Origin of the sequence: Ideonella livida, from assembly GCF_010499455.1 — a bacterium.
In the GTDB taxonomy this organism is placed as follows: domain Bacteria; phylum Pseudomonadota; class Gammaproteobacteria; order Burkholderiales; family Burkholderiaceae_C; genus Ideonella; species Ideonella livida.
The window spans coordinates 1-26,662 of record NZ_JAAGOH010000021.1 but is presented as its reverse complement, the minus strand read 5'-3'; the positions used below and the strand labels follow the sequence as shown (position 1 = coordinate 26,662).

24 protein-coding genes are annotated in these 26,662 nt (G+C 71.4%); 11 read left to right on the top strand and 13 right to left on the bottom strand.

Annotated elements, in window-relative coordinates; translation table 11 throughout:
- The first annotated feature begins 157 nt into the window (after positions 1 to 157).
- Complete coding sequence (locus G3A44_RS16095) at positions 158 to 856, top strand: Crp/Fnr family transcriptional regulator (RefSeq protein ID WP_163458766.1); 699 nt, start codon at positions 158 to 160, stop codon at positions 854 to 856.
- Positions 857 to 977: 121 nt separating this feature from the next.
- Positions 978 to 1,172, top strand: a complete 195-nt coding sequence (locus tag G3A44_RS16090) for a YgaP family membrane protein (protein ID WP_163458765.1) — start codon at positions 978 to 980, stop codon at positions 1,170 to 1,172.
- A gap of 19 nt (positions 1,173 to 1,191) precedes the next feature.
- Here G3A44_RS16090 and G3A44_RS16085 read toward each other — a convergent pair whose 3' ends face one another.
- From G3A44_RS16085 to G3A44_RS24125, 4 genes are all read right to left on the bottom strand, one after another.
- Positions 1,192 to 3,318: a peptidase domain-containing ABC transporter gene (locus tag G3A44_RS16085; RefSeq protein WP_239061922.1), complete on the bottom strand. Its 2,127-nt coding sequence runs from the start codon at positions 3,316 to 3,318 to the stop codon at positions 1,192 to 1,194.
- Entirely contained in the window at positions 3,315 to 4,562 is a 1,248-nt protein-coding gene (locus tag G3A44_RS16080; RefSeq protein WP_163458764.1) for an HlyD family secretion protein, read from the bottom strand. Before G3A44_RS16080 ends, G3A44_RS16085 begins: the two co-directional genes overlap by 4 nt.
- Positions 4,563 to 4,649: 87 nt before the next feature.
- Positions 4,650 to 4,817 carry a hypothetical protein gene (locus tag G3A44_RS16075; RefSeq protein ID WP_163458763.1) on the bottom strand — a complete coding sequence of 56 codons (168 nt, stop codon included), beginning with the start codon at positions 4,815 to 4,817 and terminating at the stop codon, positions 4,650 to 4,652.
- 95 nt (positions 4,818 to 4,912) lie between these two features.
- Positions 4,913 to 5,641: a helix-turn-helix transcriptional regulator gene (locus G3A44_RS24125; protein WP_163458762.1), complete on the bottom strand. Its 729-nt coding sequence runs from the start codon at positions 5,639 to 5,641 to the stop codon at positions 4,913 to 4,915.
- Positions 5,642 to 5,736: 95 nt separating this feature from the next.
- Here G3A44_RS24125 and G3A44_RS16065 point away from each other — a divergent pair, with 95 nt between their 5' ends.
- Together G3A44_RS16065 and G3A44_RS16060 are read left to right on the top strand one after the other, a co-directional pair.
- The gene (locus tag G3A44_RS16065; RefSeq protein ID WP_163458761.1) at positions 5,737 to 6,156 is read left to right on the top strand and encodes a DUF4902 domain-containing protein; all 420 of its coding nucleotides are present in this window, start codon (positions 5,737 to 5,739) and stop codon (positions 6,154 to 6,156) included.
- Positions 6,157 to 6,189: 33 nt separating this feature from the next.
- Complete coding sequence (locus tag G3A44_RS16060; RefSeq protein ID WP_163458760.1) at positions 6,190 to 7,143, top strand: Rossmann-like and DUF2520 domain-containing protein; 954 nt, start codon at positions 6,190 to 6,192, stop codon at positions 7,141 to 7,143.
- A gap of 28 nt (positions 7,144 to 7,171) precedes the next feature.
- Here the strand turns inward: G3A44_RS16060 and metK are convergent, their stop codons facing one another.
- Positions 7,172 to 8,353, bottom strand: a complete 1,182-nt coding sequence (gene metK, locus G3A44_RS16055) for a methionine adenosyltransferase (protein WP_163458759.1) — start codon at positions 8,351 to 8,353, stop codon at positions 7,172 to 7,174.
- A gap of 202 nt (positions 8,354 to 8,555) precedes the next feature.
- On the opposite strand from metK, the gene G3A44_RS16050 reads away from it, so the two are divergent.
- From G3A44_RS16050 to G3A44_RS16030, 5 genes are read left to right on the top strand one after another with little or no spacing between them, the layout of a single operon-like run.
- A complete protein-coding gene (locus G3A44_RS16050) occupies positions 8,556 to 9,431 on the top strand; it encodes a lysophospholipid acyltransferase family protein (protein WP_163458758.1) in 876 nt (291 codons plus the stop codon).
- On the top strand, positions 9,428 to 10,342 hold the full coding sequence (locus G3A44_RS16045) for a lysophospholipid acyltransferase family protein (protein ID WP_163458757.1): 915 nt from the start codon (positions 9,428 to 9,430) through the stop codon (positions 10,340 to 10,342). Before G3A44_RS16050 ends, G3A44_RS16045 begins: the two co-directional genes overlap by 4 nt.
- A gap of 31 nt (positions 10,343 to 10,373) precedes the next feature.
- Entirely contained in the window at positions 10,374 to 11,231 is an 858-nt protein-coding gene (gene dapF / locus G3A44_RS16040) for a diaminopimelate epimerase (RefSeq protein WP_163458756.1), read from the top strand.
- Positions 11,228 to 12,040, top strand: coding sequence for a DUF484 family protein (locus G3A44_RS16035; RefSeq protein ID WP_310734397.1), 813 nt, complete (start codon positions 11,228 to 11,230; stop codon positions 12,038 to 12,040). The genes dapF and G3A44_RS16035 overlap by 4 nt, the downstream gene beginning before the upstream one ends.
- Positions 12,037 to 13,095, top strand: a complete 1,059-nt coding sequence (locus G3A44_RS16030; protein ID WP_203561440.1) for a tyrosine recombinase XerC — start codon at positions 12,037 to 12,039, stop codon at positions 13,093 to 13,095. Before G3A44_RS16035 ends, G3A44_RS16030 begins: the two co-directional genes overlap by 4 nt.
- 30 nt (positions 13,096 to 13,125) lie before the next feature.
- Here the strand turns inward: G3A44_RS16030 and G3A44_RS16025 are convergent, their stop codons facing one another.
- From G3A44_RS16025 to G3A44_RS16010, 4 genes are read right to left on the bottom strand one after another with little or no spacing between them, the layout of a single operon-like run.
- Entirely contained in the window at positions 13,126 to 14,343 is a 1,218-nt protein-coding gene (locus G3A44_RS16025; RefSeq protein WP_163458755.1) for an FAD-binding domain-containing protein, read from the bottom strand.
- Positions 14,340 to 16,055: a cryptochrome/photolyase family protein gene (locus tag G3A44_RS16020; protein ID WP_163458754.1), complete on the bottom strand. Its 1,716-nt coding sequence runs from the start codon at positions 16,053 to 16,055 to the stop codon at positions 14,340 to 14,342. Before G3A44_RS16020 ends, G3A44_RS16025 begins: the two co-directional genes overlap by 4 nt.
- 10 nt (positions 16,056 to 16,065) lie before the next feature.
- Positions 16,066 to 16,260 (bottom strand): DUF2256 domain-containing protein, encoded by a 195-nt coding sequence (locus G3A44_RS16015; RefSeq protein ID WP_163458753.1) that lies wholly within the window; start codon positions 16,258 to 16,260, stop codon positions 16,066 to 16,068.
- A gap of 33 nt (positions 16,261 to 16,293) precedes the next feature.
- Positions 16,294 to 17,895, bottom strand: coding sequence for a cryptochrome/deoxyribodipyrimidine photo-lyase family protein (locus G3A44_RS16010; protein ID WP_163458752.1), 1,602 nt, complete (start codon positions 17,893 to 17,895; stop codon positions 16,294 to 16,296).
- Between the two features lie 91 nt (positions 17,896 to 17,986).
- Between G3A44_RS16010 and G3A44_RS16005 the strand changes: the two genes are divergently transcribed.
- Complete coding sequence (locus tag G3A44_RS16005; RefSeq protein ID WP_163458751.1) at positions 17,987 to 19,090, top strand: MerR family transcriptional regulator; 1,104 nt, start codon at positions 17,987 to 17,989, stop codon at positions 19,088 to 19,090.
- Positions 19,091 to 19,121: 31 nt separating this feature from the next.
- Here G3A44_RS16005 and G3A44_RS16000 read toward each other — a convergent pair whose 3' ends face one another.
- From G3A44_RS16000 to G3A44_RS15985, 4 genes are all read right to left on the bottom strand, one after another.
- Positions 19,122 to 20,417, bottom strand: coding sequence for an acetyl-CoA hydrolase/transferase family protein (locus G3A44_RS16000; protein WP_163458750.1), 1,296 nt, complete (start codon positions 20,415 to 20,417; stop codon positions 19,122 to 19,124).
- Positions 20,418 to 20,541: 124 nt separating this feature from the next.
- On the bottom strand, positions 20,542 to 22,176 hold the full coding sequence (locus G3A44_RS15995; RefSeq protein WP_163458749.1) for a SpoVR family protein: 1,635 nt from the start codon (positions 22,174 to 22,176) through the stop codon (positions 20,542 to 20,544).
- Entirely contained in the window at positions 22,173 to 23,462 is a 1,290-nt protein-coding gene (locus G3A44_RS15990; RefSeq protein WP_163458748.1) for a YeaH/YhbH family protein, read from the bottom strand. The genes G3A44_RS15995 and G3A44_RS15990 overlap by 4 nt, the downstream gene beginning before the upstream one ends.
- Before the next feature lie 200 nt (positions 23,463 to 23,662).
- Entirely contained in the window at positions 23,663 to 25,585 is a 1,923-nt protein-coding gene (locus tag G3A44_RS15985; RefSeq protein WP_163458747.1) for a PrkA family serine protein kinase, read from the bottom strand.
- A 577-nt stretch (positions 25,586 to 26,162) separates the two neighbouring features.
- On the opposite strand from G3A44_RS15985, the gene G3A44_RS15980 reads away from it, so the two are divergent.
- Positions 26,163 to 26,486, top strand: coding sequence for a hypothetical protein (locus G3A44_RS15980; RefSeq protein WP_163458746.1), 324 nt, complete (start codon positions 26,163 to 26,165; stop codon positions 26,484 to 26,486).
- Positions 26,487 to 26,662: the final 176 nt, after the last annotated feature.

Here is a 26,662-nt window from a genome sequence, read left to right as displayed (position 1 = left end):
TTCTCCTGCAAACGTCGGGGGAATGGGGTGGGGAGGGGCGGTTGGTGCGGCAGTGTGCGCCGAGGCGAAGAATTGATCCAATCGATTGAATCTCATTCATTGATAGTCTTTCTTGTTTGACGCCGCTGTTCCCCCCCATCGCCCTACACTGCGCTGCATGTCGGAGCCCACCGCCCCCGCCCCGCTGGCCAACGCCGCCCCCCTGGCCGAACGGCTTTGCGCGCGCTATCCCGCCGTGGCCGCCCTGCCGGCACCACTGCGCAACGGGGTGCTGGCGCACCAGGCCTTGCACCTGCGGGTGCCCGCGGGCACGGCGCTGTTTGAGGAGGGCGTGCCCTGCCAGGGTTTCCCCATGGTGCTGGAGGGCGAGGTGCGGGTGGCCCGCGGTCACGCCACCGGCCGCAGCCTGGAGCTCTACCGGGTCAGCCCGGGCGAGCTGTGCGTGGCCTCCACCTCCTGCCTGTTCGGTCAGAGCCTGCTGAGCGCCCACGGCCGCAGCACCCTGGCCTCGGAGCTGGTGGTGCTCAGCCCGGCGGGCTTTGAACGTTGGACGGACGACCCGGGTTTCCGCCGCTTTGTCTTCGGCATCTTCGCCGACCGGCTGGCCGACCTGATGGCCCTGGCCGAGGCGGTGGCCTTCCAGCGGCTGGATCAGCGTCTGGCCGGTGCGCTGCTGGGCCATGGGGCGGTGCTGAGCTGCACCCACCAGGCCCTGGCCGACGAGCTGGGCACGGTGCGCGAGATCGTGACCCGACTGCTCAAGCGCTTCGAGCGCAGCGGCTGGCTGCGCCTGGGCCGTGAGCGCATCGAGCTGCTGGACGCCGCGGCCCTGCGCCGCCTGGCCCAGGGCGGCTGAAGACGCCCCCCCGCCGCTGAAGACGCTGGGTGACTGCGGTCACAGACGAGGCCGCCCGGCCGGCGCACCATGCGGACATGCCGCGAGGGCGGCAACCCTCCCAACCACAAGGAGCACGCGCATGAAACTCAACGTCGGCGGCATCGACCGCATGGCCCGCATCCTGGTCGGCCTGGCGCTGGTGGCCCTGGCGGCCACAGGCACGGTCGGCGTCTGGGGCTGGATCGGCCTGGTGCCGCTGGGCACCGGCCTGGCGGGCTTCTGCCCGCTCTACCCGCTGATCGGCCTGAACACCTGCCCGATGAAGAAGGGCTGAGGTCCGGCGCCGCAGGGCTTCAGGCGCGCGGGCGGCGCTCGTCGCGCACCACCCGGCCCTCGCGCAGTTCGATGACCCGGTCGGCCGAGGCGATGGTCTGCGGCCGGTGCGCCACGATGACGCGGGTCAGGGCCAGACGCTGCACCGCGGCGTTGACCAGGCGCTCGCCTTCCACGTCCAGGGCGCTGGTGGCCTCATCCAGCACCAGCAGGCGTGGCTGCCGGTAAAGCGCGCGGGCCAGCAGCAGGCGCTGGCGTTGTCCGCCCGACAGGGCGGTGCCCATGTCGCCCACCAGGCTGGCGTAGCCCATGGGCAGGGCCTCAATGTCGGCGTCCAGGGCCGCCATCCGGGCGCACTCGCGCAACCGCGCCTCGTCGGGCTCGGGCGAGAAGCAGACGATGTTGTCGGCGATGGAGCCGGCAAACAGCGCATCCTCCTGCAGCACCGTGCCCAACTGCGCCCGCCAGGCGCGGTGGCCCCAGCGGGCCAGCGGCACCCCGTCCAGCAGCACCTCGCCCGCCTGCGGGGCATGCACCCCCAGCAGCAACTTGACCAGGGTGGTCTTGCCGCAGCCCGAGGCACCGACGATGGCCACCGACTCCCCAGGCGTCAGCTCCAGGTCCACCCCATCCAACACCCAGGGCTCCAGGTCTGAATAGCGGAAGCGCAGTCCACACAGCGCCAGCGCGGCCGGCCCCGGCGACGCACGCGGCGGGGCCACCGCCTGCGCCTCCTCCGGCGGGGTCATGACGATGTCGGCCAGACGCTCGGCCTGCAGGCGCAGCAGCCGCCATTCACCCCATTTGTCCACCAGCGCGCTGGTGCGGGTGGCGAACTGCTCCTGGTAAGCCAGAAAGGCAAACAGCATGCCAGTGGACAGGCGCTGGTCCAGCACCAGGCCAGCCCCCAGGCCCACCACCAGCACCCGCTCCAACCCGAACAGCAGGCGGTGGCCGGTGGCCAGCAGCATCTCCAGGCGGCGGGCGTCCAAGCCGGCGTTGAGCTCGTCGACCATCAGGTTCATGAACCGCGACTGGCGCAGGCCCTCGGCGTTGAAGAGCTTGAGCGTGGCCATGCCGCGCAGGCTCTCCAGGAAGTGGCTGGTGCGCCGGGCCCGGTGCACCAGGGCCTCCTCGGTGGCCTCGCGCAGACGGGCATCCACACCGGCACGCAGCAGGGCGTAGAGCGCCACCGCGGCAGCGGCCACCCCCGCCAGCAACGGGCTGTAGAGCAGCATCAGGCCCAGGGTCAGCAGCACCATCAGGCCGTCGATCACCGCTTCGGCAAAGCGCTGGGTGAGCTGGTTCTGGATGGCCTGCACCGCCTCGAAGCGCGACCAGACATCCCCGGTGTGCCGCCGCTCGAACCAGGCCAGCGGCAAGCGCAGCAGGTGGGCGAAGACATGGCCCACCCATTGCAGCTGCAGGCTGGCGCTGATGTGCAGCAAGGCCCAGCCCCGGGCCCAGGCGGTGGCCGCCTGCAGCAAGACCAGCCCGCCAAAGCCCACCCCCAGGGTGAGCAGCAACTCCCGCTCACCGCTGACCAGCACCTGGTCCACCACCCACTGCAGGAAGAAGGGCGAGAGCATCACAAAGAGCTCCAGCGCCAGCGCCAGCACCAGCACCTGGGCCAGGGCCCGACGCAAGCCGGTGACCCGCCCCATCAAGGCGGTCATGGTGATGCGCTGGCGGTCCAGGCCCGGTCGGAAGGCCGCCCCCGGCGCCAACTCCAGCACCACCCCGGTGAAATGCCCCGACAGCTCGGCCAGGGCCATGCGCCGCAGGCCGCGGGCGGGATCGTGCACCACCGCCTGGCCAGACTTGACGGCGACCAGCACCACAAAATGGTTGAGGTCCCAGTGCAGGATGCAGGGCAGGCGCAGCTGCGCCAGGTGCTCGGGCTCGGCCCGCAGCGCGCGCGGCACCAGCCCCAAGGCGGCCCCCATGTCGCAGACGTCGGCGGCGGTCGCCCCCTTGAGCGAGAGCTGGAACCGCCGGCGCAGGGTGGGCAGATCGGTGTGCAGGCCGTGCGCCCCGGCCACCATGGCCAGGCAGGCCAGGCCGCACTCGGCGGCCTCGGTCTGCAGGATCACCGGCACCCGGTGGCGCGGCGCGCCCAGGGCCTTCATCGTCTCTTCAGAGGTCATCGGCGCCACCAGGCCAGCAGGGGCTCGGCCATCCATTCCATCAGGCGGCGCTGCTCCAGCACCACGTCGGCCTCCAGGCGCATGCCCGGCAGCAGCGGGCGCTCGGTGGCGGCCAGGGCGGCTGGATCCAGCGTGACGACCACCCGGTAGAGCGGCTCCGGCACCGCGGCGGGCAACACCCAGGGCGGCAGGGCTGCCGCGGGCTGGGGTGAGCGCGCCACCCGCTGCACCGTGCCGGCCACCCAGCCAAACTTCTGGTACGGATAGGCTTGCACCCGCAGCCGCACGGGCTGACCGGCCTGCAGAAAGCCCACGGCCCGGGAGGGCGCATACAGCCAGGCCTGCAGCGGCTGACCGGCCGGCCACAGGCTCAGCACCGTCTGCCCCGCCTGCACGGGTTGCCCGGGCTCGAGCGCGCGCAAGGCCACCTGCCCCGCCACGGGGGCGAGCGCGCGCTGTTCACGGGGGCTGGCCGCCAGGGTCTCGCGGGCGGCCAACTCGGCCACCTCCGCGCCTTCCCGGCGCAGGAGCTCTTCGTCGCGACGGCGGTCCAGCTCGACACCGCGCAGCTCGGCCTGCAGGGTGCGGAGCTCGCGCTGCAGCGTCAACCGCTGCCGCGCCAGTCCCGCCCCTTCGGCTCTTAAACCCAACACGTCCTCTGTCTTGCCGTGGACCTGCGCCTCGGAGGCGAATTGCCCCTGCCGCAGGTCCTGCAGGCGCGCAAGCGCCTGCTCTGCCAACACCAGGCGTTCCTGGTGCCACCGAATCTGGCTGTCCAGCTGGGTCAGCTCCAGGGTCAGCGCTTGCTGACGCGCCTGCAGCTCGGCCTGCCGGATCTCCTGCCGCCGCCGGTTGTCGCGCGCCGCATCGGCCACGCTGCGCGAGCGGGTGTCAAACGTCTCCTGCAAGGCCGCCCGGGCACCCGCTCCCGGCACCTCGGCCTCCACCTGCACCTCAAAGAGTGCCTGCCCGGGCTGCACGCGATCGCCTTCGGCAGCGTGCACCGCCAACAGGCGGCCGGGCCGGCCCGCCGGCAGGTCCAGCAGGCCCGATTCGGGCATGACCACGCCCTCCAGCCGGGCGCGGCGTCCTGTCTCCGCCCAAAAAAGAAAGGTGCTGACGGCGACAAGCGCCGCCAGCACCCCGAAGGTCAGCCATAACAACCGGGCGGGCTGCATCACGTGGATGGCGCCCAACCAGGATTGACGCTGGCTGTGGAGGGATTCAGGACGGAACAGGTTCATGTACCCGTTCCCAGGTTCTGGCCGGCCCGTCCGGTGGACGGCCGGCCGCAGGCTGCGCCCCGCATCAGCGGGCAGCGCCGCCGGGGATCACCATTCGGTCTTGGGCGACTGGGTGCTGCCGTTGCCGCCAGCCACCGCACGCAGGGCGGCACGGTCGAGCTCCACCACGGCCGGCAGGTCACGCTGGCCAACGGGCTGTGCAGCCTGGAGGGGTTGGGCGACGACACGGATGAGACGGGTGAAGAGGTTCGACATGACTGCTGCTCCTGGTGAGGCGTGCGCCTTGTTTGCGCATGGCCTCATTGAAGCAAGCCGACGTTTTTTCAGACACTGTCAACTCTTACAGGGTCTCACTGAATCAGGCCGAGGCGCAGGGCCTTGAGCACCGCCTGGTGCTTGTTGACGGCGTCCAGCTTCTTCATGGCGTTCTGCAGGTGCAGCACCGTGGTGCGCTCGGTGATCTGCAGGATGACGCCCACCTCCCAGGCGGTCTTGCCCTCCATGGTCCAGGTCAGCACTTCCACCTCGCGTCGCGTCAGATGGGGGCGCTCCTCTTGTCGGACCAGGGGCACGAACAGCCGTTTTGCGGCGTTTTCGGCATGCACCGCGAACAGCTGCAGGTGGGCCACGATGCGGGTCAGGTCCCGCGCATCGGCCGGCAGGGCCTTGGGTCGGTCGATGCCCAGCATGAAATGCCGCCCGTCACCGGCATGGATGGCCACCGCCACCCCGTTGCGGTAGCCGAAGGCGGCCTGGTCCTCCCACATGCCGCCGAGCTGGCGCTGCACGTAGGTGGACTGGTTCCAGACGATGGGCACGCTGGCACGCTTGCAGTGCTGCATCACCGGGTCCCGCTGGCCGGGTCGTCCCTGGCCCTGGAGGGCCTGGAGCATGTCGGCGGGCCGGTTGTCCACGTTGATGAACTCTGAGCGCTCCAGGCTCAGGTCCACCACCGTCATGGCCGAGACAAAGTCGAACTCCATGTCGTGGGCAAAGCGCACGATCTCCTGGCGGAAATCCTCGGACGACTCGGCGTTCATGACCGCGTCCAGGCTGCCACCGAGCAGTTCCTGGCTCATCGAACGCTCCACCTCGGGTGCGACGGCGCCGCGGCGGGCGCCCTGACAGGTCTTACAGCTAGCTGCGACAGCATGACAACTCCAGACTGAAGGCCATGCTGAAGCACACCATGACCCCTTCAATGCACCGTGCAAGCCTCCACGCCAGCCGCGCTCCGTGGTCGATCTACGCCTGGCCGGCGGTATTTTGTCAGGCCGACAGCAGACAGGCACACCGTTTCGTCCACCTGGGCACGCGGGTCGTCCACGCCGGCGACGCCGACCGGGCGCCCTTTGGCCAGACCCTATGGGGCGACCGCACCCCCGACAGCGAGACCGGACTGGCCTGGGACTGGGTGCAGGTCTGCAGCGGCGTGGTGGCCATGGCCGACCCCTTGAGCGTGGTCACCAACATGCGCCTGCTGAGCGCGCGTGGCCGGGTGCTGACCGCGCGGGAGGCCGCCCTGCACCTCAACCGCCTGGTGCACCAGCTGCCTTGGCAGGACGAGGTGCAGCTGGCGCTGCAGCTGGAGTAGCGGCCAGCGGTGGCGGCGCACAATCCTGGCGCCATGGACACCCAGGATTGCACTCCCCACCCGCCGGCTGCGCCGGATGCCGCCCCCTGCGACCCCAGCGGCCACACCGCCCGCCCGCGGCTGAACGTGGTGGGGGCAGGCCGCGTCGGACTGGCCCTGGCACGGCTGTGGCAGGTGGCAGGCGGCCCGCTGCAGGTGCAGGCGCTGTGCAATCCGGGTGCCGCACGGCGCGCCCAGGCGCAGGCCCTGCTGGGCCCGGCCGTGGCGGTGGAAGAGACGCTGGCAGCGCTGCCGCCGGCCGAGGTGTGGCTGCTGGCCGTGCCGGACACCCGCATCGCCGAGGTGGCCGGCGCGCTGGCCGTCCAGAGGGCGGGCACGGCGCCGGCGCAGGCCTGGCACTGCAGCGGCTTTCTCACCGCCGCGGAGCTGGCGCCATTGCAGGCCCAGGGCTGGTCCGTGGCCAGTGTGCACCCGGCGCTGAGCTTCACCACGCCGGATCGGGCGATGGCGCAGTTTGCCGGCACCGTCTGCGCGCTGGAGGGCGATGCCCCGGCGCGGGCGCTGGCGCGGCAGGCCTTCGGCGCTCTGGGGGGGCACTGCCTGGAGCTGGCGGCGGCCGACAAGCCGCTCTACCACGGGGCCGCGGTGTGGGCCAGCAACTTCCTGCCAGTGCTGGCCGCCACCGCCCAGCGCTTGTGGGAGGACAGCGGCGTGCCCCCGGCGCTGGCCGTGGCGCTGCGGGACGGCTTTGTGCGCCGCGCAGCCGACAACCTGCTGGCCCTGGGCCCGGCGGCGGCCCTGACAGGACCGGCCGCGCGGGGCGACACCCGGGTGCTGCAGCTGCAGGGCCAGGCCATGGCTGCACGGGATGCCAGCCTGGGCCAGGCCTATGCGGCCCTGAGCGATCTGGCGGGCCGCCTGGCACGCGATCCGGCCGGCTGGCTGGACCGCCCCACCGGGTCGGGCCCGGCGACGGACGGCGCCTGAGGCCGGCGGCCCCGGGCGCCGTACGGCATCAGAGGCCGGCGGCGGCGCGCAGCGCCTGGGCCTTGTCCACGCGCTCCCAGCTGAACTCCGGCTCCTCGCGGCCAAAGTGGCCGTAGGCGGCGGTCTTGCTGTAGATCGGACGCAGCAGGTCCAGCATCTGGATGATGCCCTTGGGGCGCAGGTCGAAATGGGCCTCCACCAGCTTGGCGATCTGCTCGTCAGGGATGACGCCCGTGCCCTCGGTGTAGACGGTGATGTTCATCGGCTTGGCCACGCCGATGGCATAGGCCACCTGCACCTGGCACTGCTTGGCCAGGCCGGCGGCCACCACGTTCTTGGCCACGTAGCGGGCGGCGTAGGCGGCCGAACGGTCGACCTTGGACGGGTCCTTGCCGGAGAACGCGCCACCCCCGTGCGGGCAGGCGCCGCCGTAGGTGTCGACGATGATCTTGCGGCCGGTCAGGCCGCAGTCGCCCTGCGGGCCGCCGATGACAAAACGGCCGGTCGGGTTGATCAGGTAGCGGGTGTTCTGCAGCCATTCCTTGGGCAGCACCGGCTTGATGATCTCCTCGATCACCGCCTCGATGAAGCTGTCCTTCATCTTGGTGGCGGTTTCGGACTGATCGGGGCTGTGCTGGGTGGAGAGCACCACGGTGTCGATGCTGTGGGGCTTGCCATCCACGTAGCGCATGGTCACCTGGCTCTTGGCGTCCGGGCGCAGGAAGGGCAGACGGCCGTCCTTGCGCAGCTGGGCCTGGCGCTCCACCAAGCGGTGCGCATAGTGGATCGGCGCGGGCATCAGCTCGGGCGTCTCGTCGCAGGCGTAGCCGAACATCAGGCCCTGGTCGCCGGCACCGATGTTGAGGTGGTCGTCGGAGGCATGGTCCACGCCCTGGGCGATGTCGTTGGACTGCTTGTCGTAGCAGACCATGACGGCGCAGCCCTTGTGATCGATGCCGTACTCGGTGTTGTCGTAGCCGATGCGCTTGATGGTGTCACGCGCGACCTGGATGTAGTCGACGTGGGCGTTGGTCGTGATCTCGCCGGCCAGCACCACCAGACCGGTGTTGGTCAGGGTCTCGGCGGCCACGCGACTGCGCGGGTCCTGCGCGAAGATCGCGTCGAGGATCGCGTCGGAGATCTGGTCAGCCACCTTGTCCGGGTGACCTTCCGAGACCGACTCGGAGGTGAAGAGATAATCGTTCGCCATGAAAGCTCTGCCTGAGGTTGCGTGTTGCGAAGGCGTCGTCCGGCTCGGCAACCCAGTAGAGCGGCGAACGCTTTAGCGGCATTTGGACGGCTGGCATTCTGGAGAGTGCCCCCCGGTGGGGATGCCGGGAAAAGCACCCCACGTCGCCCCGCAAGTTGTCCTGTTAACTCGGCGACTTCACCGTGAAGTTTAGCGAAACGGAATGATCCGGTTGTTGAAATGGGTGGGCCGCTGGCCTTTGCGCGCGGTGCATGCCGTGGGCGGCATGGTGGGCTGGGCCGTCTGGCTGGGCTCGGCCGGCTACCGGCGGCGGCTGGCCGCGCACGCGGCCCAGGCCGGCCTGGACCCGGCCACGCGGCGCGCCAGCGTAGCCGAGGTCGGCCGCATGTTCGTCGAGGTGCCCTGGATGTGGTTTCGCGACCGCGACCAGCCGCGCACCCGTCACGTGCTGCGCTGGGAGGGGGCCGAGTACGTGGAGCAGGCCCTGGCCGCCGGCAAGGGCCTGATCGTGCTGACGCCGCACCTGGGCAACTTCGAGCTCAACGGCGTGGCCTATGCCGAGCGCTGGGGCCACCTCAAGCCCATCACCTGTCTGTACCGGCCGGCCCGCCAGGACTGGCTGGCACGCCTGCAGGTGGGCGCGCGTGACGGCCCGGGCATGCGCACCGCGCCGGCCAGCCTGAGCGGGGTGCGCCAGATGATCCGCGCCCTGCGCCAGGGCGAGACCCTGGGCATCCTGCCCGACCAGGTGCCGCCGGACGGCCAGGGCGTCTGGGCCGAGTTCTTCGGCCGGCGGGCCTACACCATGACCCTGGCCGCCCGCCTGGTGCACCAGACCGGCTGCGCCGTACTGCTGACCTGGTGCGAACGCCTGCCGGGGGCCCGGGGCTACGTGATGCACTACGCGCCGCTGTCCCTGCCGCCGGTGGAAGCCGGCGAGGCCGCCGCGGCGCAGGCGGTCAACGAGGGCATGGCCTGGGTCATCCGCCAGGCGCCTGCCCAGTACCTCTGGGGCTACAACCGCTACAAGGGGCCCCGGCGCACACCGGCCGAGCCCGCCGCCGGGAGCCCGACATGAGCCGGACCGTGGGCCGTGGCGCCCGCTGGGGCGCCCGCGTCGCCCTGGCGCTGTTCTGGCTGCTGCACTGGCTGCCCCTGCCGGTGCTGGCCGCCGCGGGCTGGCTGCTGGGCACCCTGGCCTGGCCGCTGGCGCGCTCGCGCCGGCGCATCGCCCTGATCAACCTGCGCCAGTGCTTTCCGCAGTGGAGCGAGGCCCAGCGCCGCGCCCTGGCGCGCGACCACCTGCGCTGGCTGGTGCGCAGCTTGCTCGAGCGCAGCCTGCTGCTGTTTGCCTCCTCGGCGCGGCTGCAGCGCCTGATCCGGGTGGAGGGCGACCTGCAGCGGGCCGAGCGCACCGGCCAGCCCACCATGTGGCTGCTGCCGCACTTCGTGGCGCTGGAGTTCATCGGCCCGGTGGCCCTGCTGGGCCAGCGCCGCCCGGTGGTGGACGTCTACCAGGCCCAGCCCAATCCGGTGTTTGACGCGGCGCTGCTGCGCGCACGCTCGCGGCACAACCCGACCCAGGCCATCCTGGTCGAACGCGCCGAGGGTGTGCGCCCGGTGCTGCGCGCCATGCAGAAGGACGGGGCCATCTTCTGCAACGCCCCCGACATGGACTTCGGCCGCAAGGACTCGGCCTTTGTGCCCTTCTTCGGCGTGCCCGCGTGCACCCTGGTCTCGCCAGCGCGCATGGCGCGCAGCATGGGCCTGCAGGTGCAGACCGTGGTCATGGAGATCCTGCCCTGGGGCCGGGGCTATGTGGCCCGGCTGGGCGAGGCGCCCGAGGGCTTTGACGACCCCGACCCGAGCGCCGCCGCCGCCGCCTGGAACCGCTGGCTGGAGGCCCGCATCCTGGAGCGGCCGGGCCAGTACCTGTGGGTCCACCGCCGCTTCAAGAACCGCCCCGACGGTCTGCCCCGGCTGTACTGAGGCCGCGCCCCGGCCTTCATAATCCCGGGCCATGCGACTGCGATTCACCAAGATGCATGGCGCGGGCAACGACTTCGTGGTGATCGACGCCACGGCCGCGCCCCTTGCGCTCAGCCCCGCCCAGCTGCGCCACCTCGGCGACCGCCGCTTCGGCGTCGGCGCCGACCAGATCCTCGTGGTGGAGCGGCCCCACCGCGACGACGTGGATTTCCGCTACCGCATCTTCAACGGCGCCACCGGCGACGAGGTCGAGCAATGCGGCAACGGCTCGCGCTGCTTCGTGCGCTACGTCCACGACCACGGCTTGTCCACCCGCAACCCGCTGCGGGTGGAGACGGTGAACAACCTGCTGGAGTTGCGTGCACAACCCGATGGCCGGGTCACCGTCAACATGAACCAGCCGGTCTTCGAGGCCGCACGCCTGCCCTTCGACCCCAGCGGCCTGCAGCCGACGCCGGTCAATGGCTTTGACTTCTGGCCCCTGGCCCTGGCCGACGGCGTCAGCGTCGAGGTGGGCGTGGTCTCCATGGGCAACCCCCATGCGGTGCAGCGGGTGGAGCGGGCCGACACCGCCCCGGTGGACCTGCTGGGCCCGCAGGTCGAGGCCCATGCGCGCTTCCCCCGCAAGGTCAATGCCGGCTTCATGGAGGTGCGCAGCCGCCGTGAGATCGCCCTGCGCGTCTTCGAGCGCGACGCGGGCGAGACCCTGGCCTGCGGCACCGGTGCCTGCGCCGCGGTGGTGGTGGGCATCCGGGCCGGTTGGCTGGACGACACCGTGGACGTGCACACCCGCGGCGGCCTGCTCACCATCCACTGGGCCGGCCTGGGCCACCCGGTGATGATGACCGGGCCGGCCGTCACCGTCTTTGAAGGAGAGATCGAGCTGTGAGCGGCGAGCACCAACCCCTGCAAGGCGCCCTGGCGGGCATCACCGAGACCGACATCGCCCACTACCTGGCGGCCACGCCGGAGTTCTTCGAGCGCCATGCCGGCCTGCTGGCCAGCCTGCAGCTGGTGAGCCCGCACAGCCACCGCACCGTCTCGCTGCAGGAGCGGCAGATGGAGCTGCTGCGCGAACGCATCAAGGGGCTGGAGCGCAAGATCATGGACATGATCCGCGCCGGCCAGGAGAACATGGTGCTGTCCGACCGCATGCACCGCTGGACCCGGGCCCTCATGCTGGCGCGCAGCGCCTCGCTGCTGGGCCAGGTGCTCATCGAGCAGCTGCGCCACGAGTTCATGGTGCCGCAGGTGGCGCTGCGGGTCTGGCGCTATGCCCCCGAGCATGCCCACCTGCCCTGGGCCCAGCCCGTCAGCGAGGACCTCAAGACCTTTGCCGCCAGCCTGTCGCAGCCCTACTGCGGCGCCAACATGGACTTCGAGGCCGCCCGCTGGTTCGAGGACGGCGGCGAGCACACCCAGTCCATGGCCATGGTGCCGCTGCGCCTGGGCCGTGCCGGCGGCGAGTGCTACGGCCTGCTGGTGCTGGGCTCGCCCGACGTCACCCGCTACCAGGCCGACATGGGCGTGGAGTTCCTGGAGCAGCTGGGCGAGATCGCCAGCGCCGCCCTGGGCCGCCTGATGGTGAGCGAACGCGCGGCCCTGCAGCCGCAAGACCCCGAGCGGCCCAGCGGTTTCACCCCCAGCCGCCTGCCGGTGCTGCAGGCGGTGGACCTCTCGGACGGTCCCTCGCTCTGAGCCCGGCCCCGCCGGGGCCGGCCGACCGGCCCGCCCCCCTGCCCGACCCGCTGCCCGCCTACCTCACCCACCTGCGGGTGGAGCGCCGCCTGGCGGCGCGCTCCCTGGCCCTGTATGCCCAGGCCCTGGCGCGTCTGGCCCAGGGCGTGGCGCAGCACGGCCTCTCCCTGGACCGGCTGGGCCCGGCCACCGCCCGGCGCCTGATGGCTCAGGCCCATGCCCAGGGACTGGGGCCACGCAGCCTGGCCCTGATGCTCGCGTCCTGGCGTGGCCTGTACCGCTGGTGGTGCCGCGGCGGCGCCCCCGGGGCACCGCGGGCCAATCCCATCGAGGGCCTGCGGCCGCCCCGCGCGCCCCAGCCCCTGCCCAAGGCCCTGGGTGTGGACGACGCCGTGCGCCTGGCCGAAGCCCCGGGAGCCCACCCGCACCCCGCCGCCCAGGCCCGCGACCGGGCCCTGGTGGAACTGCTGTACGGCGCCGGGCTGCGGGTGGCCGAGCTGGTGGGCCTGGACCTGCATGCCCACCCCGGCGCCGCCGGTTGGCTGGACCTGGAGGAGGCCTGCGTGCAGGTGCTGGGCAAGGGCAGCCGGCGGCGCAGCGCCCCGCTGGGGGCCGCCGCACTGCAGGCCCTGCGCGAATGGCTGGACCACCGCGCCAGCCTGGCAGCCCCGCAGGAGACCGCGCTGTTCGTCGGCCAGCGGGGCCGGCGCCTGAGCGCCGACCAGGTGCGCCAGCGGGTGCGTGCCCAGGGCCGGCAGGCGGGGCTGGACGTGCCGGTGCATCCGCACATGCTGCGCCACAGCTACGCCTCGCACCTGCTGCAGTCCAGCGGTGACCTGCGCGGTGTGCAGGAACTGCTGGGGCACGCCAGCATCCGCAGCACCCAGGTCTACACCCGGCTGGACTTCCAGCACCTGGCCCAGGTGTACGACCAAGCCCATCCGCGCGCGCACCGCCGCACGCCTGCCGGCCCCGCACCGGCCGACCCACAGGGACCGGCCGCAGCGTCGTCCCCCGCCGGCCCCCTCACCGGCCCCGACACCCCCAAGGCCTGAGCCCCGTCTGGCCCCAGGCGCCGGCGGGCTTCAATCGGCGCTCACCCGGGACCACCAGTCGGAGAAGGAGCGGCAGCGGCGGCCCGGGTCGGCAAAGGCCGCGGGCGGCGGGCGCAGGCCCCAGCGGGCATTGAGGTCGCCCAGGTGCGGATCGGCCCAGCCGTGCACCCGGCCGGCGGCGCCCAAGGCCTGGCTGAGGGCTGCGGCGGTATCCCACCAGCCCTGCGGCGCCAGTTGCCCCATGCGCCGCAGCACGAAGTCCCAGCGGCGGGCGCTCCAGGGCCAGCGCGCATGCCAGTCGGCCACCCCCACCGGCAGCACCAGCGCCCCGACCGGGCAGCCCGGCGGGGGCTCGCCCAGGGCCCAGGCATGCACCAGCCAGACCTCGCGGCCGGCCACGGCCTGAGGGTCGGCAGGGGTCAAGCGCAAGGGCGCGCCCGGAGGTGGCGCCGGCCAGCACGGGGGCTCGCCGGGCGGGTCTGCGTCAAGGGTCGCCGTGGGGGCCGCTGTCGGGGCCGAAACCGGGGCCGAAACCGGGGCCGTCTCCCCCCGGGCCCAAGCGGCCAGCGTGTCGTAGTCGGTGTCCAGCACACTGCCGTCCACCCACCAGGCGGGCGGCGCAAAGCGGCGCACGTTCTCGGCGTTGAAGAGGTAGGGCTTGGCGCTGCCGGTGCCGGCCACCCACTGCCAGGAGAGGTGGTTGCTGGCCAGGTCCCCATCGAGCAGGTGGCGGAACATCCAGTCTGCCCCCACCCGCCAGTGCACCCCACGCCCATGCACCACATATGAGGCCAGCCACAGCCGGGCGTGGTTGTGCAGCCAGCCCTGGCCGTGCAGCGCGCGCACCGCCTGGTCGACCACCGCCAGGCCGGTGCGCGCCTGCAGCAGGTCCGCCGGCAGTTGGCGGGCGTAGGCGGCCTCGGGCCGCGGACCGGCGTGCAGGGATCGCAGGATGCCCGCCCCCTCGTGCTGCCAGACGTGGCGGAACCAGGCCCGCCAGCCCAGCTCAGCCACCAGCTTGTGGCGGGGCGGCAGGTTGTGGGCCGCCTGCAGATGCGCCAGCACCTGGGCCGGCTGCAGCAGCCCGTGGGTCAGGTAGGGCGAGAGCCGGGTGACGGCGCCGTCCAGGTGGTTGCGGCTGCGGGCGTAGTCGCCGGGGCGCACGGCCTGCAGGCGCAGCCGGGCCGCCGCCAGGGTGGGCGCAAAGGCCTGATCCGTCGCGCCGCTCGTCTGGGGGGTCGCGCTCATGGCAGGTCGAACAGCGTGGCCTGGGGGTCGGGCGCGGCGGCAGGCACGCCGGGGGCCGGGGGTACGCCGGCCCCCGGCGGCTCGGCCCAGGGTCCGGCCGCGGCCTCGGCCCGCGAGCGCTCACGCCAGGCCTGGGCCTGGGTGGCGATGGCCTGGCGCTCAGCCGGAGCGATGCGGGCCAGGTTGCGCACCTGCATCACGGTGCGCGGGTTGGCGGCCAGCCGGGCCTCGTGGCGCATCAGAAAGTCCCAGTACAGGGTGGTGAAGGGGCAGGCCTGCGGGCCCACCCGCTCGCCCGGCCGGTAGCGGCAGCCGGCGCACAAGCGGCCGGCGCTCTGGCGCTCGATGTAGCGGCCGCTGGCGATATAGGGCTTGCTGGCCATCACGCCGCCGTCGGCATGCTGGCTCATGCCCAGGGTGTTGGGCAGCTCCACCCATTCCACCGCGTCCACGTACACCGCCAGATACCAGCGGTGCACGGCCTGCGGCCGCACGCCCAGCAGCAGGGCGTACAGGCCGGTCACCATCAGGCGCTGGATGTGGTGGGCGTAGCCATGCGCCAGGGTCTGGCCAATGGCGTCGGCCAGGCAGGCCATGGGGGTCTGGCCGGTCCAGTAGAAGGCGGGCAGCGGCTCCTGCGCATCCAGGGCGTTGAGCTGGCCGTAGGCGGGCATGCGGGTCCAGTACAGGCCACGCACGTACTCGCGCCAGCCCAGGATCTGGCGGATGAAGCCCTCCACGCTGGCCAGCGGGGCGTGGCCGGCGCGGTAGGCGGCCTCGGTGGCGGCCACCACCTCGGCCGGGTGCAGCAGCTTGAGGTTGAGCGCGGCCGAGAGCTGCGAATGCCACAGTACCGGCTGGTCCGGCCACAGCGCGTCTTGCCAGCGGCCAAAGTCGGGCAGGCGCTGGGCGATGAAGGCCTGCAGCGCCTGCAGGGCCTGCCCGCGCGTAACCGGCCAGGCAAACGAGGCGAGCTCGCCTGGGTGGTGGCCAAAGCGGCGGGCCACCAGCGCCAGCACCTCCCGGGTGATGGCGTCGGGCGCAAAGGCCGGCGGCACCGGCACCGGCGGCGGGCCGCTGGCAGGGAAGGCCTCGCGGTTCTCGGGGTCAAAGTTCCAGCGGCCGCCGCTGGGCTGGGTGGGCGGGCCGTCGGGGTCGCCGGGCGCCGGATCCATCAACACCCGGTACCGCTGGCGCAGCTCGCGGTAGAACCATTCCAGCCGCAGCTGGCGCCGGCTCCGGGCGTGACGCGCAAAGTCGCGCACGCTGCACAAGAAATGCCGGTCCTCGCGCACGTCCAGGTCCAGGCCGGCGGCCTGCGCCTGGGCGCGCAGCGCGGCCAGCACCCGGGCCTCACCGGGGGCGGTCATCACCAGGGCCCGGGGGCGCAAGCGGGCCAGCGCCCGGGCCAGCTGGGTGGCCAGGGTGTCGGGCGGGGCGGCGGGGTCGCGGTGCGGCATCAGCCGGGTGTAGTGCACCGTGCGACCGCGCAAGGCCTGCGCGCGGGCAAAGTGCCGCATGGCCGCCAGGAACAGGGCAATGCGCGGCTGGCTGGAGGGCACATGGGTGGACTCCTCCTCCACCTCGGCCATCCACACCGCGTCCTGGGCGGGGTCGAAACCGTCGAAGGCGGCGGCCTCCGGATCCAGCTGGTCGCCCAGCACCAGCACCAGATGGCGCAGCGGAGGCGGGGCGGCGGCAGGCGAGGTCATGGGGTGGCGGTCAACGGTGATCGCGGCGGGCCTGGGCGCGGCAAGCCTCGGAGCAGTGGCGCACCTCGTCCCAGCAGCGGGCCCAGGCCCGGCGCCAGGCCATGGGACGGCCGCAGTGAGCGCAGGGCTTGACCGGCAGCCGGGCCTTGAGGCCCTTGGCCCCGGCAAAGTGCGGAGCGGCGGTGGAACGGTTGGCTCGGGACATGGGGCAGGCTCGGCAGCGGGTCGACGTGTGGGGTCAGGAGAGCGGGTCAAACAGCGTGAGCTGCTGCGCGGGCTCGGGTGCGGGTGCGGCGCGGCGGCGGGCGCCCCGGGCCGCCCGCCCGCTGGGGGGCAGGCCGCTCTTGCGCGAGCCGTGGCGGTCCTGCAGCGCATCGGCCTCGGCCTGCGCCTCGGGCTGGCGGCGGGCCTGCCACAGGCGGGCCTTGATGTCGGCCAGGGCGCGGGCCTCGTCCACCACCGGTGGCGGGTAGTCGGGCGTGCCCCAGTCGGGCAGCCAGCGACGGCGGTACACGCCCTGGGGGTCGTGGTCCTGCGCCTGCTTGGCGGGCGAGTACAGCCGCAAGGTGTTGATGCCGGTGGTGCCGGACTGCATCTGCATCTGCGACCAGTGGATGCCGGGCTCGAAGTCCAGGAACTGCCGCGCCAGGAACAGCCCCGGCGCCCGCCAGTGCAGCCCCAGGTGGTAGGCGGCAAAGCTCACCAGCAAGGCCCGCATGCGGAAGTTGAGCCAACCGGTGGCGCGCAGCTGGCGCATGCAGGCGTCGACCATGGGAAAGCCGGTGCGACCGGCGCACCAGGCGGCAAAACGCTCGGCAGCCTGCGGGTCGGCCGGCCGGCCCCGGGCGTCCAGCCGCTCGTCGCGCAGGCCATCCAGGCTGCGGGCCAGGTTGCGCAGCTCCAGGTCAGGCTGGTCCTCCAGCTTCTGCATGAAGTGGCAATGCCAGCGCAGCCGGCTGGCAAAGCCCTGCAGGTGGTAGGCCCAACGGCGGTGGGCAGCGGCGGCGTCCTGCACGTCCAGGCCGCTGCCGTCGGCCTCGGCCAGCAGGCCGCTGGCGTCCTCGGCCTGGGTGCGCAGCTGCTGCAGCCGGGCCTCGGTGGCCTGGTGCACCTGGCGCATGGACAAGCTGCCAAAGGCCAGGTGGGCCGACAGGCGCGAGCAGCCATGGGCTGCGCTCAAGGGGCTGGAGAGGTCGTGCCGGTAGTGCCCGCCGCGGCGGGTCAGAAAGTCCTGCAGCACCGCCTGCCCGGCGGCTGGGCCGGCCGGCGGCAGCGGGCGGGCGGGCGGCCAGCCGCAGTGCGCTGGCGTGGGCACCTCGCCGCCGGCCGCCCCGGGCAGGCCGCGCAGGCCCTGCGGCAGCGGCCAAGCGGGCGCGTCCATGCGCGCCTGCCAGCGCGCCGCCCAGCCGTTGCGCTGGCGCAGGCGGCGCACCACGCCGGTCTGCGGCCACTCCTGCCACACCACGCCCTGGGCACGGCACCAGGCGGCCACGCGCCGGTCGCGCGTCCAGCTCCAAAACGGCCCGGTCTCCTCATGGCTGAACAGGTGGGTGATGCCCCAGTCGGCGTGCAGGCGAGCCAGCACCTCGGGCATGGCCCCCACGGCCACCCGCAGCGGCAGGCCCCAGGGCTGCAGCGCGGCGCGCAGGGCCTGCACCGACGCCCCCAGCCAGGCCAGGTGCTGGGGGTCGCACTCGGGGCTGTCCATCCATTCGGGCTCCACCACCACCAGGCCCAGGGCGTGGTCGCAGGCGGCGGCCGCACACAGCGCCGCATGGTCTTGCACGCGCAGATCGCGCTTGAACCACACCAGGGCGCAGGTGCTGGGGAGGGATGCCATGGCCACACTGTAGTCATTGACGCGTCAATACCCGGCCAAGCCGGGTCAACCCCGGGGGAAGCGCCGCACTTTTCGAGGTCAAATCAGGGTCATGTCAAAGCCTGAACCTTCTGCCGCCCGTTTTCGCAGCCAGGCTGTGGCACAGCTGGTGGACATGCCCGTGGCCACCCTAAGGGTGTGGGAGCGGCGCTACGGTCTGGGTTGCGCCGGCCGCAGCCCCGCCGGCCACCGCCTGTACACGGCCGAGGACGTGCAACGCATCGCCTTGATGAAGCAGCTGACCCGCCAGGGTCACGCCATCGGCACCCTCACCGACCTGCCCCTGGCCCAGTTGCTGGCGCTGCAGCAGGCCCGCCAGCCCTTGCCGGCGTCGTCGAGCCCTTACGCGACGCCGGCCACCATCGCGCCCACGGACCCGGCGCCCTCCCGTCCCTGGCGGCTGGTGGTGGTGGGCAGCGCCCTGGCCCAGCGCCTGCGCCGCCTGCACCTGCCGGGCGGCTGGCAGCTGCTGGGCCCGTTTGAGCAGGCTGAGCAGGCCCTGCACGCCGCGCAGCAGGCCCAGGCCCAGCCGCTGGGCCGGCTGGCCAGTGCCCTGGCTGACCGCGCTCCCCCGGCGGCCCCGCCCGTGGACTGGCTGCTGGCCCTGCACCCCCTGCTGCCCGGGCCCCCCGATCCCGCGCTGCAGGCCGCCGCCCAGGCCTGGGGCGCCACCCGGGTGGGCGTGGTCTATGGCTACGGCCACCCCGCCGCCCGCCAGGCGCACGCCCAAGCCGGCATCCCCTTGCTGCGCGACGGCAGCGACGACGCCGCCTGGGTGGACTGGCTCACCCAAGGCCAGACCGCCCCGGGCCACCCGCACCACACGACACCGGGGGACGCCTCAGCCGCTGCGGCGGCCGCCCCCGATGCCCCGCCCGCCCTGCCGCCGCCACCGCGCTTTGACGAGCTGACCCTGAGCGCCCTGGCGGCCGAGCCCGCCCGCCTGAGCTGCGAATGCCCGCGCCACGTGGCCGACCTGCTGCTGCAGCTCAGCCGCTTTGAGGCCTACAGCGCGCAGTGCGCCCACCGCGACACGGCCGACGCCGCCCTGCACGCCGAACTGGGCCGGCGAGCGGGCCATGCCCGGGTGCTGATGGAGCAGGCGCTGCAGGCGCTGGCCCACCATGAAGGCCTGGCGCTGCCCGGCGCGGGCTGACGGTGGTGGCCATGGCACCCGCAGCGCGGCCTCACAGCAGCCGCAGCTTGCGCGCCTCCTCGGTCAGCTCGTCGCGGAACTTGGGGTGGGCGATGGCGATGAGGGCGGCGGCGCGCTGCTTGGCGGACAGGCCGCGCAGGCAGGCCACGCCGTACTCGGTGACCACCTGATCCACCTCGTTCTTGCCGGTGCTGACGTGGGTGCCCGGGGTGAGCACCGGGGCGATGCGCGAGATGGTGTCGTTCTTGGCGGTGGAGGGCAGGACGATGAAGCTCTGCCCGCCTTCGCTGCGGTTGGCGGCGCGCACAAAGTCGGCCTGGCCGCCAGTGCCCGAGTAAGGCACGGGGCCCATGCTCTCGCTGCCGCACTGGCCCAGCAGGTCCACCTGCAGGGTGGCGTTGATGGACACCAGCTTGTCGTTGCGGGCGGCGCTGTAGGGGTCGTTGGTGAAGTCCACCGGGTGCATCTCCATGGCCGGGTTGCGATGGAGGAAGCGGTAGAGCCGCTGGGAGCCCAGCGCGAACGTGGCCACCATCTTGCCGGGCATGAAGTTCTTGCGGCGGTTGGTGACGGCGCCGCTTTCCAGCAGGGTGAGGATGCCGTCGCCAATCATCTCGGTGTGGATGCCCAGGTCGCGCTTGGCGGTGAGCTGCATGACCACGGCATCCGGAATGCCGCCGTAGCCGATCTGCAAGGTGGAGCCGTCTTCAATGCGCTCGGCCACATAGGCGCCGATGGCCTGCTGCACGGGGCCCACCACGGGCAGGCCCACCTCCTTGATGGGGGTCTCGCTTTCCACCAGGGCTGCCACCTGCGAGATGTGCACATGGCAGGCGCCAAAGGCGAAGGGCACGTGGGGGTTGACCTCCAGCACCACGGCACGGGCCTTGGCGATGGCGGCCATGGTGTAGTCGGCCGTCAGGCCCAGGGCCATGTAGCCGTGCTCATCCATGGGTGAGGCCAGCGCGAACACCACATCGGCCGGCATGCGCCCGCGGCGGATGAGGCTGGGCATCTCGGAGAAATGGCTGGGGATGAAATCCGTCCAGCCGGCCTGGCCGCCGGGACGCGAGGCGCCGCCGAAGAAGTAGGCCACGTGCCGCACATGGTGCTGGGTGGTGGGGTCGAAGTAGCCAAAGGGCTGCACCGGCAGGATCTGGCCGACCTTCACATCCTGGAAGCGGCGGCGCTGGTCGGACAGCGCGGTGAGCAGGGCCGGCGGCTCGCCCACGCCGGTGGGCACGACGATGAAGTCGCCATCGCGCAGGTGGTTCAGGGCATCGTCGGCGCTGCCACGGCGGGCGCGGTAGAGGTCTTGGACGTTCATGCCCGTACTCTAGGCAGCCCGGCCCTGCACCAGCCTGACAGCGGCCGGGGCGTGGCCGCCCCACCCCCGGCCGGCAGACGCCCTGGCGACAGGGCCTGTGGCCCGGCCGCGACGCGGGCGGGATTCAGTGGCCGTTCTGCGGCGGCGCCGGCACGCTCCAGCGCTTGCTCACCTCGCCATTGCCATTGACGCTTTCGAGGTTGACGCCAAAACCCCAGAGCCGGGCCACGTGCTTGAGCACCTCTTGCGCACCGTCGTCCAGCGGCCGGTTGTTGTGCTGGGTGTGGCGCAGGGTGAGGCTGCGGTCGCCGCGCAGGTTGACGTTCCAGACCTGGATGTTGGGCTCGCGCTGGCCCAGGTCGTACTGGCGGGAGAGGGCCTCGCGCAGTTCGCGGTAGCCGGATTCGTCGTGGATGGCGCGCACCACCAGGTCCTTGTCCTTGTCGTCGTCGCGGATGGCAAAGAGGCGGAAGTCACGCATCAGCTTGGGGCTGAGGTACTGGCCGATGAAGCTCTCGTCCTTGAAGTTGCGCATGGCCTGGTCCAGCGCCGGCAGCCAGGGGGTGCCGGCGAGGTCGGGGAACCAGCGGCGGTCTTCCTCAGTGGGGTGCTCGCAGATGCGCTGGATGTCGGTGTACATCGCAAAACCCAGCGCGTAGGGGTTCAGGCCGCTGTAGCCGCGGTCGCCCACCTTGGGCTGGTAGACCACGTTGGTGTGGCTCTTGAGCCATTCGATCATGACGCCGTCGGTGAGGTGGCCGTCGTCGTACATGGTGTTGAGCAGCTTGTGGTGCCAGAAGGTGGCCCAGCCCTCGTTCATCACCTGGGTCTGGCGCTGCGGGTAGAAGTACTGCGCCACCTTGCGCACGATGCGCACGATCTCGCGCTGCCAGGGCTCCAGCAGGGGGGCATTCTTCTCGATGAAATAGAGCAGGTTCTCCTCGGGCTCGGCCGGGAAGCGCCGGGCCTGAGGGCTGCCTTCGGCCAGGTCGTCCTCGGCACGGCGCGGCAGGGTGCGCCACAGCTCGTTGACCTGCCGCTGGGCGTACTCCTCGCGCTCGCGGCGCAGGCGCAGCTCCTCGGACAGGGGCTTCTTGCTGGGGCGGCGGTAGCGGTCCACACCGTGGTTCTGCAGGGCGTGGCAGGAGTCGAGGAACTCCTCCACCGCGTCGATGCCGTGGCGCTGCTCGCATTCGGCCACGTAGTGCTTGGCGTAGACCAGGTAGTCGATGATGGCCGAGGCGTCGGTCCACATCCGGAACAGGTAGTTGCCCTTGAAGAAGCTGTTGTGGCCGTAGGCGGCGTGGGCGATCACCAGGGCCTGCATGGCCAGGGTGTTCTCCTCCATCAGGTAGCTGATGCAGGGGTTGGAGTTGATGACGATCTCGTAGGCCAGGCCCATGTGGCCGCGGCGGTAACTCTTCTCGGTGGCGATGAACTCCTTGCCGTAACTCCAGTGGCGGTAGTTCACGGGCATGCCCACGCTGGCATAGGCGTCCATCATCTGCTCGGCGGTGATGATCTCGAGCTGGTTGGGGTAGGTGTCCAGGCCGAAGCGCCGGGCGGTGGCGGCGATGACCGTGTGGTACTGGTCGATCAGCTCGAAGGTCCAATCGCTGGGGCTGGGCAGCGGCTGCCCGGGACGGTCGGCCAGCGGCAGGGGCTCGGTCAGCGCGGCCCGCAGGCGGCGGCGATCGCCGCCGGGCGGGATCTTGCTGCGGTCGTCATGCCAGCGGCGGTCCTGTGAAAACTCGGTCATGCGGCTACCGCTCCTTCCTTCTTGAACAGATCACGGAAGACGGGATAGATCTGCGAGGCCTCCACCGCCTTGCGCATGGCGAACTGCGGCGTGGTCTCGGCGACCCGGTGGTATTCCTGCCAGAGGGTCTGCTCCTCCTCGGCCACCTGCACATAGGCGTAGTAGCGGCAGGCGGGCAGGATCTTGGATGTGAGCAGCTCGCGGCAGCGGCCGCTGTCGTGGTGCCAGTTGTCACCGTCGCTGGCCTGGGCGCCGTAGATGTTCCACTCCGCCGGGTTGTAGCGGTCGCGGATGATCTGGTCCATCAGCTCCAGCGCGCTGCTGACCACGGTGCCGCCGGTCTCCCGGGCGTGGAAGAAGTCGTGCTCGTTGACCTCCTGCGCCTGGGTGTGGTGGCGGATGAAGACCAGGTCGATCTTCTCGTAGTGCTTGGTCAGGAACAGGTAGAGCAGGATGAAGAAGCGCTTGGAGAGCTCCTTGCGCGCCTCGTCCATGGAGCCCGAGACGTCCATCAGGCAGAACATGACGGCCTTGGCGCTGGGCACAGGCACCCGCACCCGGCTGCGAAAACGCAGGTCGATGGGGTCCAGGAAGGGGATGCGCTCCAGGCGGGCGCGCAGGGCATGGATGCGCTCGGTCAGGTCCAGGCGCTCGCGCTCGGTCACGGCGTCGCCGCCGGGCTGCAGGCGCAGGGTGTCCAGGCGCTCTTCCAGGGCGTGCAGCTCGCGCCGGCTCTCGGTGCCCAGGGCGATGCGCCGGCCCAGGGCCCCGCGCATGCTACGCACCACATGCAGGTTGTTGGGGGTGCCGTCGCTGGTGAAGCCGGCGCGGTGGGTCTTGTACTCGGGCACCTCGGCCAGCTGGGTGCGCACCAGGTGGGGCAGGGCCAGGTCCTCGAAGAAGACCTGCATGAACTCCTCTTTGCTGAGCGCGAAGACGAAGTCGTCCTCCCCCTCGCCCTGGTCGCTGGGCTGGCCCTTGCCGCCGCCCTGCCCTTGCCCGCCCTGCGGGGGACGTTGGATGCGGTCGCCGGTCAGGTACTCCTGGTTGCCGGGGTGCACCATGTCGCGCTGGCCGCCCTGGCCATGGTGGAAGACCGGCTGGCTCAGGTCCTTCTTGGGGATACGGACCTCCTCGCCGCGCTCCAGGTCACGGATGCCACGGCCGTCCACCGCCCGGCGCACGGCATCACGGATCTGGTCCTTGTAGCGGCGCAGAAAGCGCTCGCGGTTGCCGATGGACTTGTTCTTGCCAGCCAATCGACGGTCGATGATCTGTTGGAGCATCTCAATTCACCTTGTTGCTGAGGACTGGCGGGAGGTCGTTGGCGCTGGCGAGGACGGGGACGCGGCAGGGTGGGGATCAGGCCGAAGGGAGCCGGGCCGCTGAGGCTCATGCTGGGAACCAGAAGGCCCCAACGGCCCGGCCCCCTTCGACCGTTGACCTGCCCGGATCCGCCACGGGTGGGCGGCCGCGCAGGCGTGCCTCAGCTCGACTTGCGCACCCGCAGGTACCACTCGCACAGCAGGCGCACCTGCTTGGCGGTGTAGCCCTTGCCGACCATGCGCTGCACAAAGTCGTCGTGCTTCTTGGCCTCGTCGGCGCTGGCCTTGGCGTTGAAGCTGATGACCGGCAGCAGCTCCTCGGTGTTGGAGAACATCTTCTTCTCGATCACCGAGCGCAGCTTCTCGTAGCTGGTCCACACCGGGTTCTTGCCCTGGTTGTTGGCCCGGGCCCGCAGCACGAAGTTGACGATCTCGTTGCGGAAGTCCTTGGGGTTGGCGATGCCCGCGGGCTTCTCGATCTTCTCCAGCTCGGCGTTGAGCGACTGGCGGTCGAAGACCTCTCCGGTGTCGGTGTCGCGGTACTCCTGGTCCTGGATCCAGTAGTCGGCGTAGGTGACGTAACGGTCGAAGATGTTCTGCCCGTACTCGGAGTAGCTCTCCAGGTAGGCGGTCTGGATCTCCTTGCCGATGAACTCGGCGTAGCGCGGGGCCAGCTGCTCCTTGATGAAGGCGACGTACTTCTCCTCGGTCTCCTTGGGGAACTGCTCGCGCTCGATCTGCTGCTCCAGCACATACATCAGGTGCACCGGATTGGCCGCCACCTCCTGGCTGTCGAAGTTGAAGACCTTGGACAGGATCTTGTAGGCAAAGCGGGTGGAGATGCCGCTCATGCCTTCATCCACACCCGCGTAGTCGCGGTACTCCTGGTAGCTCTTGGCGCGCGGGTCGGTGTCCTTGAGGTTCTCGCCGTCGTAGACCATCATCTTGCTGAACAGGCTGGAGTTCTCCGGCTCCTTCAGGCGGGTGAGGATGGCGAACTGGCTCATCATCTTGAGCGTGCCCGGCGCGCAGGCCGCCGCGCCCAGGCTGCTGCCCTTGATGAGCTTCTCGTAGATCTTGATCTCCTCGCTCACGCGCAGGCAGTACGGCACCTTGACGATGTAGATGCGGTCGAGGAAGGCCTCATTGTTCTTGTTGTTGCGGAAGGCCTTCCACTCGCTCTCGTTGCTGTGGGCCAGCACCACGCCGTCAAACGGGATGGCGCCAAAGCCCTCGGTGCCCTTGAAGTTGCCTTCCTGGGTGGCCGTCAGCAGCGGGTGCAGCACCTTGATGGGCGCCTTGAACATCTCCACGAATTCCAGCAGGCCCTGGTTGGCCAGGCACAGGCCGCCCGAGTAGCTGTAGGCGTCCGGGTCGTCCTGGGCGTAGGTCTCCAGCTTGCGGATGTCGACCTTGCCCACCAGCGAGCTGATGTCCTGGTTGTTCTCGTCGCCAGGCTCGGTCTTGGCAATGCCCACCTGCTTGAGGATGCTGGGGTGGCGCTTGACCACGCGGAACTTGCGGATGTCGCCGCCAAACTCCTCCAGGCGCTTGACCGCCCAGGGGCTCATGATGCGCTGCAGGTAGCGGCGGGGAATGCCGAACTCGCTCTCCAGGATCGGGCCGTCCTCGATCACATCGAACAGGCCCAGGGGCGACTCGTTCACCGGGCTGCCCTTGATGGCATAGAACGGCACCTCCTGCATCAGCGCCTTCAGGCGCTCGGCAATGCTGCTCTTGCCGCCGCCCACCGGGCCCAGCAGGTAGAGGATCTGCTTCTTCTCCTCCAGCCCCTGCGCGGCATGGCGGAAGTAGCTCACCACCTGCTCAATGGCCTCCTCCATGCCGTAGAACTCGGCAAAGGCCGGGTAGACCTTGATCACCTTGTTGGCGAACAGGCGGGACAGGCGCGGGTCGTTACGGGTGTCCACCATTTGCGGCTCGCCGATGGCGCGCAGCATGCGCTCGGCGGCGGTGGCATAGGCCAGCGGGTTGCGCTTGCATTCCTGGAGGTACTCCTCCAGAGACATTTCCTCTTCCCGGGTGCGTTCGTACCGGGCGGCAAAGTGGCTGATCACGTCCATGACGACCTCCGTGAGACCCAGGCGGGCTGGTGGATGAACCCCCCGGCATGGCATCCGGGGACAGGTTCAGGAAAGTTCTGATGGAGTCCCGGCTTGACTGGGCCCAGGCGCCATCAGAGCGTTCCGGTCACATGTTTTGTGTCCGTGGTCGGCGGCGGTAAGTGGCTTCAGGATGCGCCGCCTGCAGAGCCCCCAAACCGGCGATTAGGAGGGCAGTTGCCCCGCAATCCCGGCCTTGGCCCCTTCTGCGGTGTTCAACGCGGCAGCGGGGCGGTGGGCTGACATGGACCCAGATTAGCGAGGCCCGTGCCAGCCCGGTGCCGGACCGCCCGCTAGCCCCTGTCCGCGGCGCGGACACCTGCCGCCCCTCGTGCAGCCCAGGCTCCCGGCACGCACCATGGTGGGTGATCCCGGGCGGTGGCGCCAACCGCGCCGCCAATACCGGGCCCGAGGGCACCAAACCGGTGCCCCGGGGCGCGGCGTGCCGCCCTCCCGGGCCCCTCGTCCGGTGGTCAGGGGACGGGCGCGGGGGCGTCCTGGCATAGACTGCGCAGGCACCTTGCATTGAGGATCCACCATGAGACTTCTGGCTCTGGGCGCGGGCTTGGCCAGCGCCGTGACGCTGAGCGGCTGCGCCTGGTTCCTGTCGGAGCCCCCGCCCCCACCGCCCCCGCCGCCGCCGGCCCCGGTGGTGGACAGCGGCCCGCCGCCCCAGCGCAGCCCCTGGACCTACGAGGCCGAGCGCGCCGCCCTGCTCGCCGGCTGCCAGGGCCCGGCCGGCATGCGCCCGGTGGCCACCGTGATCAAGCGCTACGCCACCCTGGACTGGTTTGACGTGGCCTGTGTCTCGGGCACCATCCGCGTGCGCTGCGAGATGGGCATGTGCACCCAGATCCGCTGAGGCCACGCCCCTGAGCCGGCGCTCCTGCGCCGGCGTCCTTGACAGGTCCCGGGCGGCTCAGGGCGCCGTCAGCGCCTGCCAAGCGGGCCGCAGCGCCGGCGCCACCCCCTGGCTGCCGGCGGCCTCGCGCCACAAGGCCCGGGCCTGGGCCTGCAGCGCGGCGTCGGGCCGCCCCA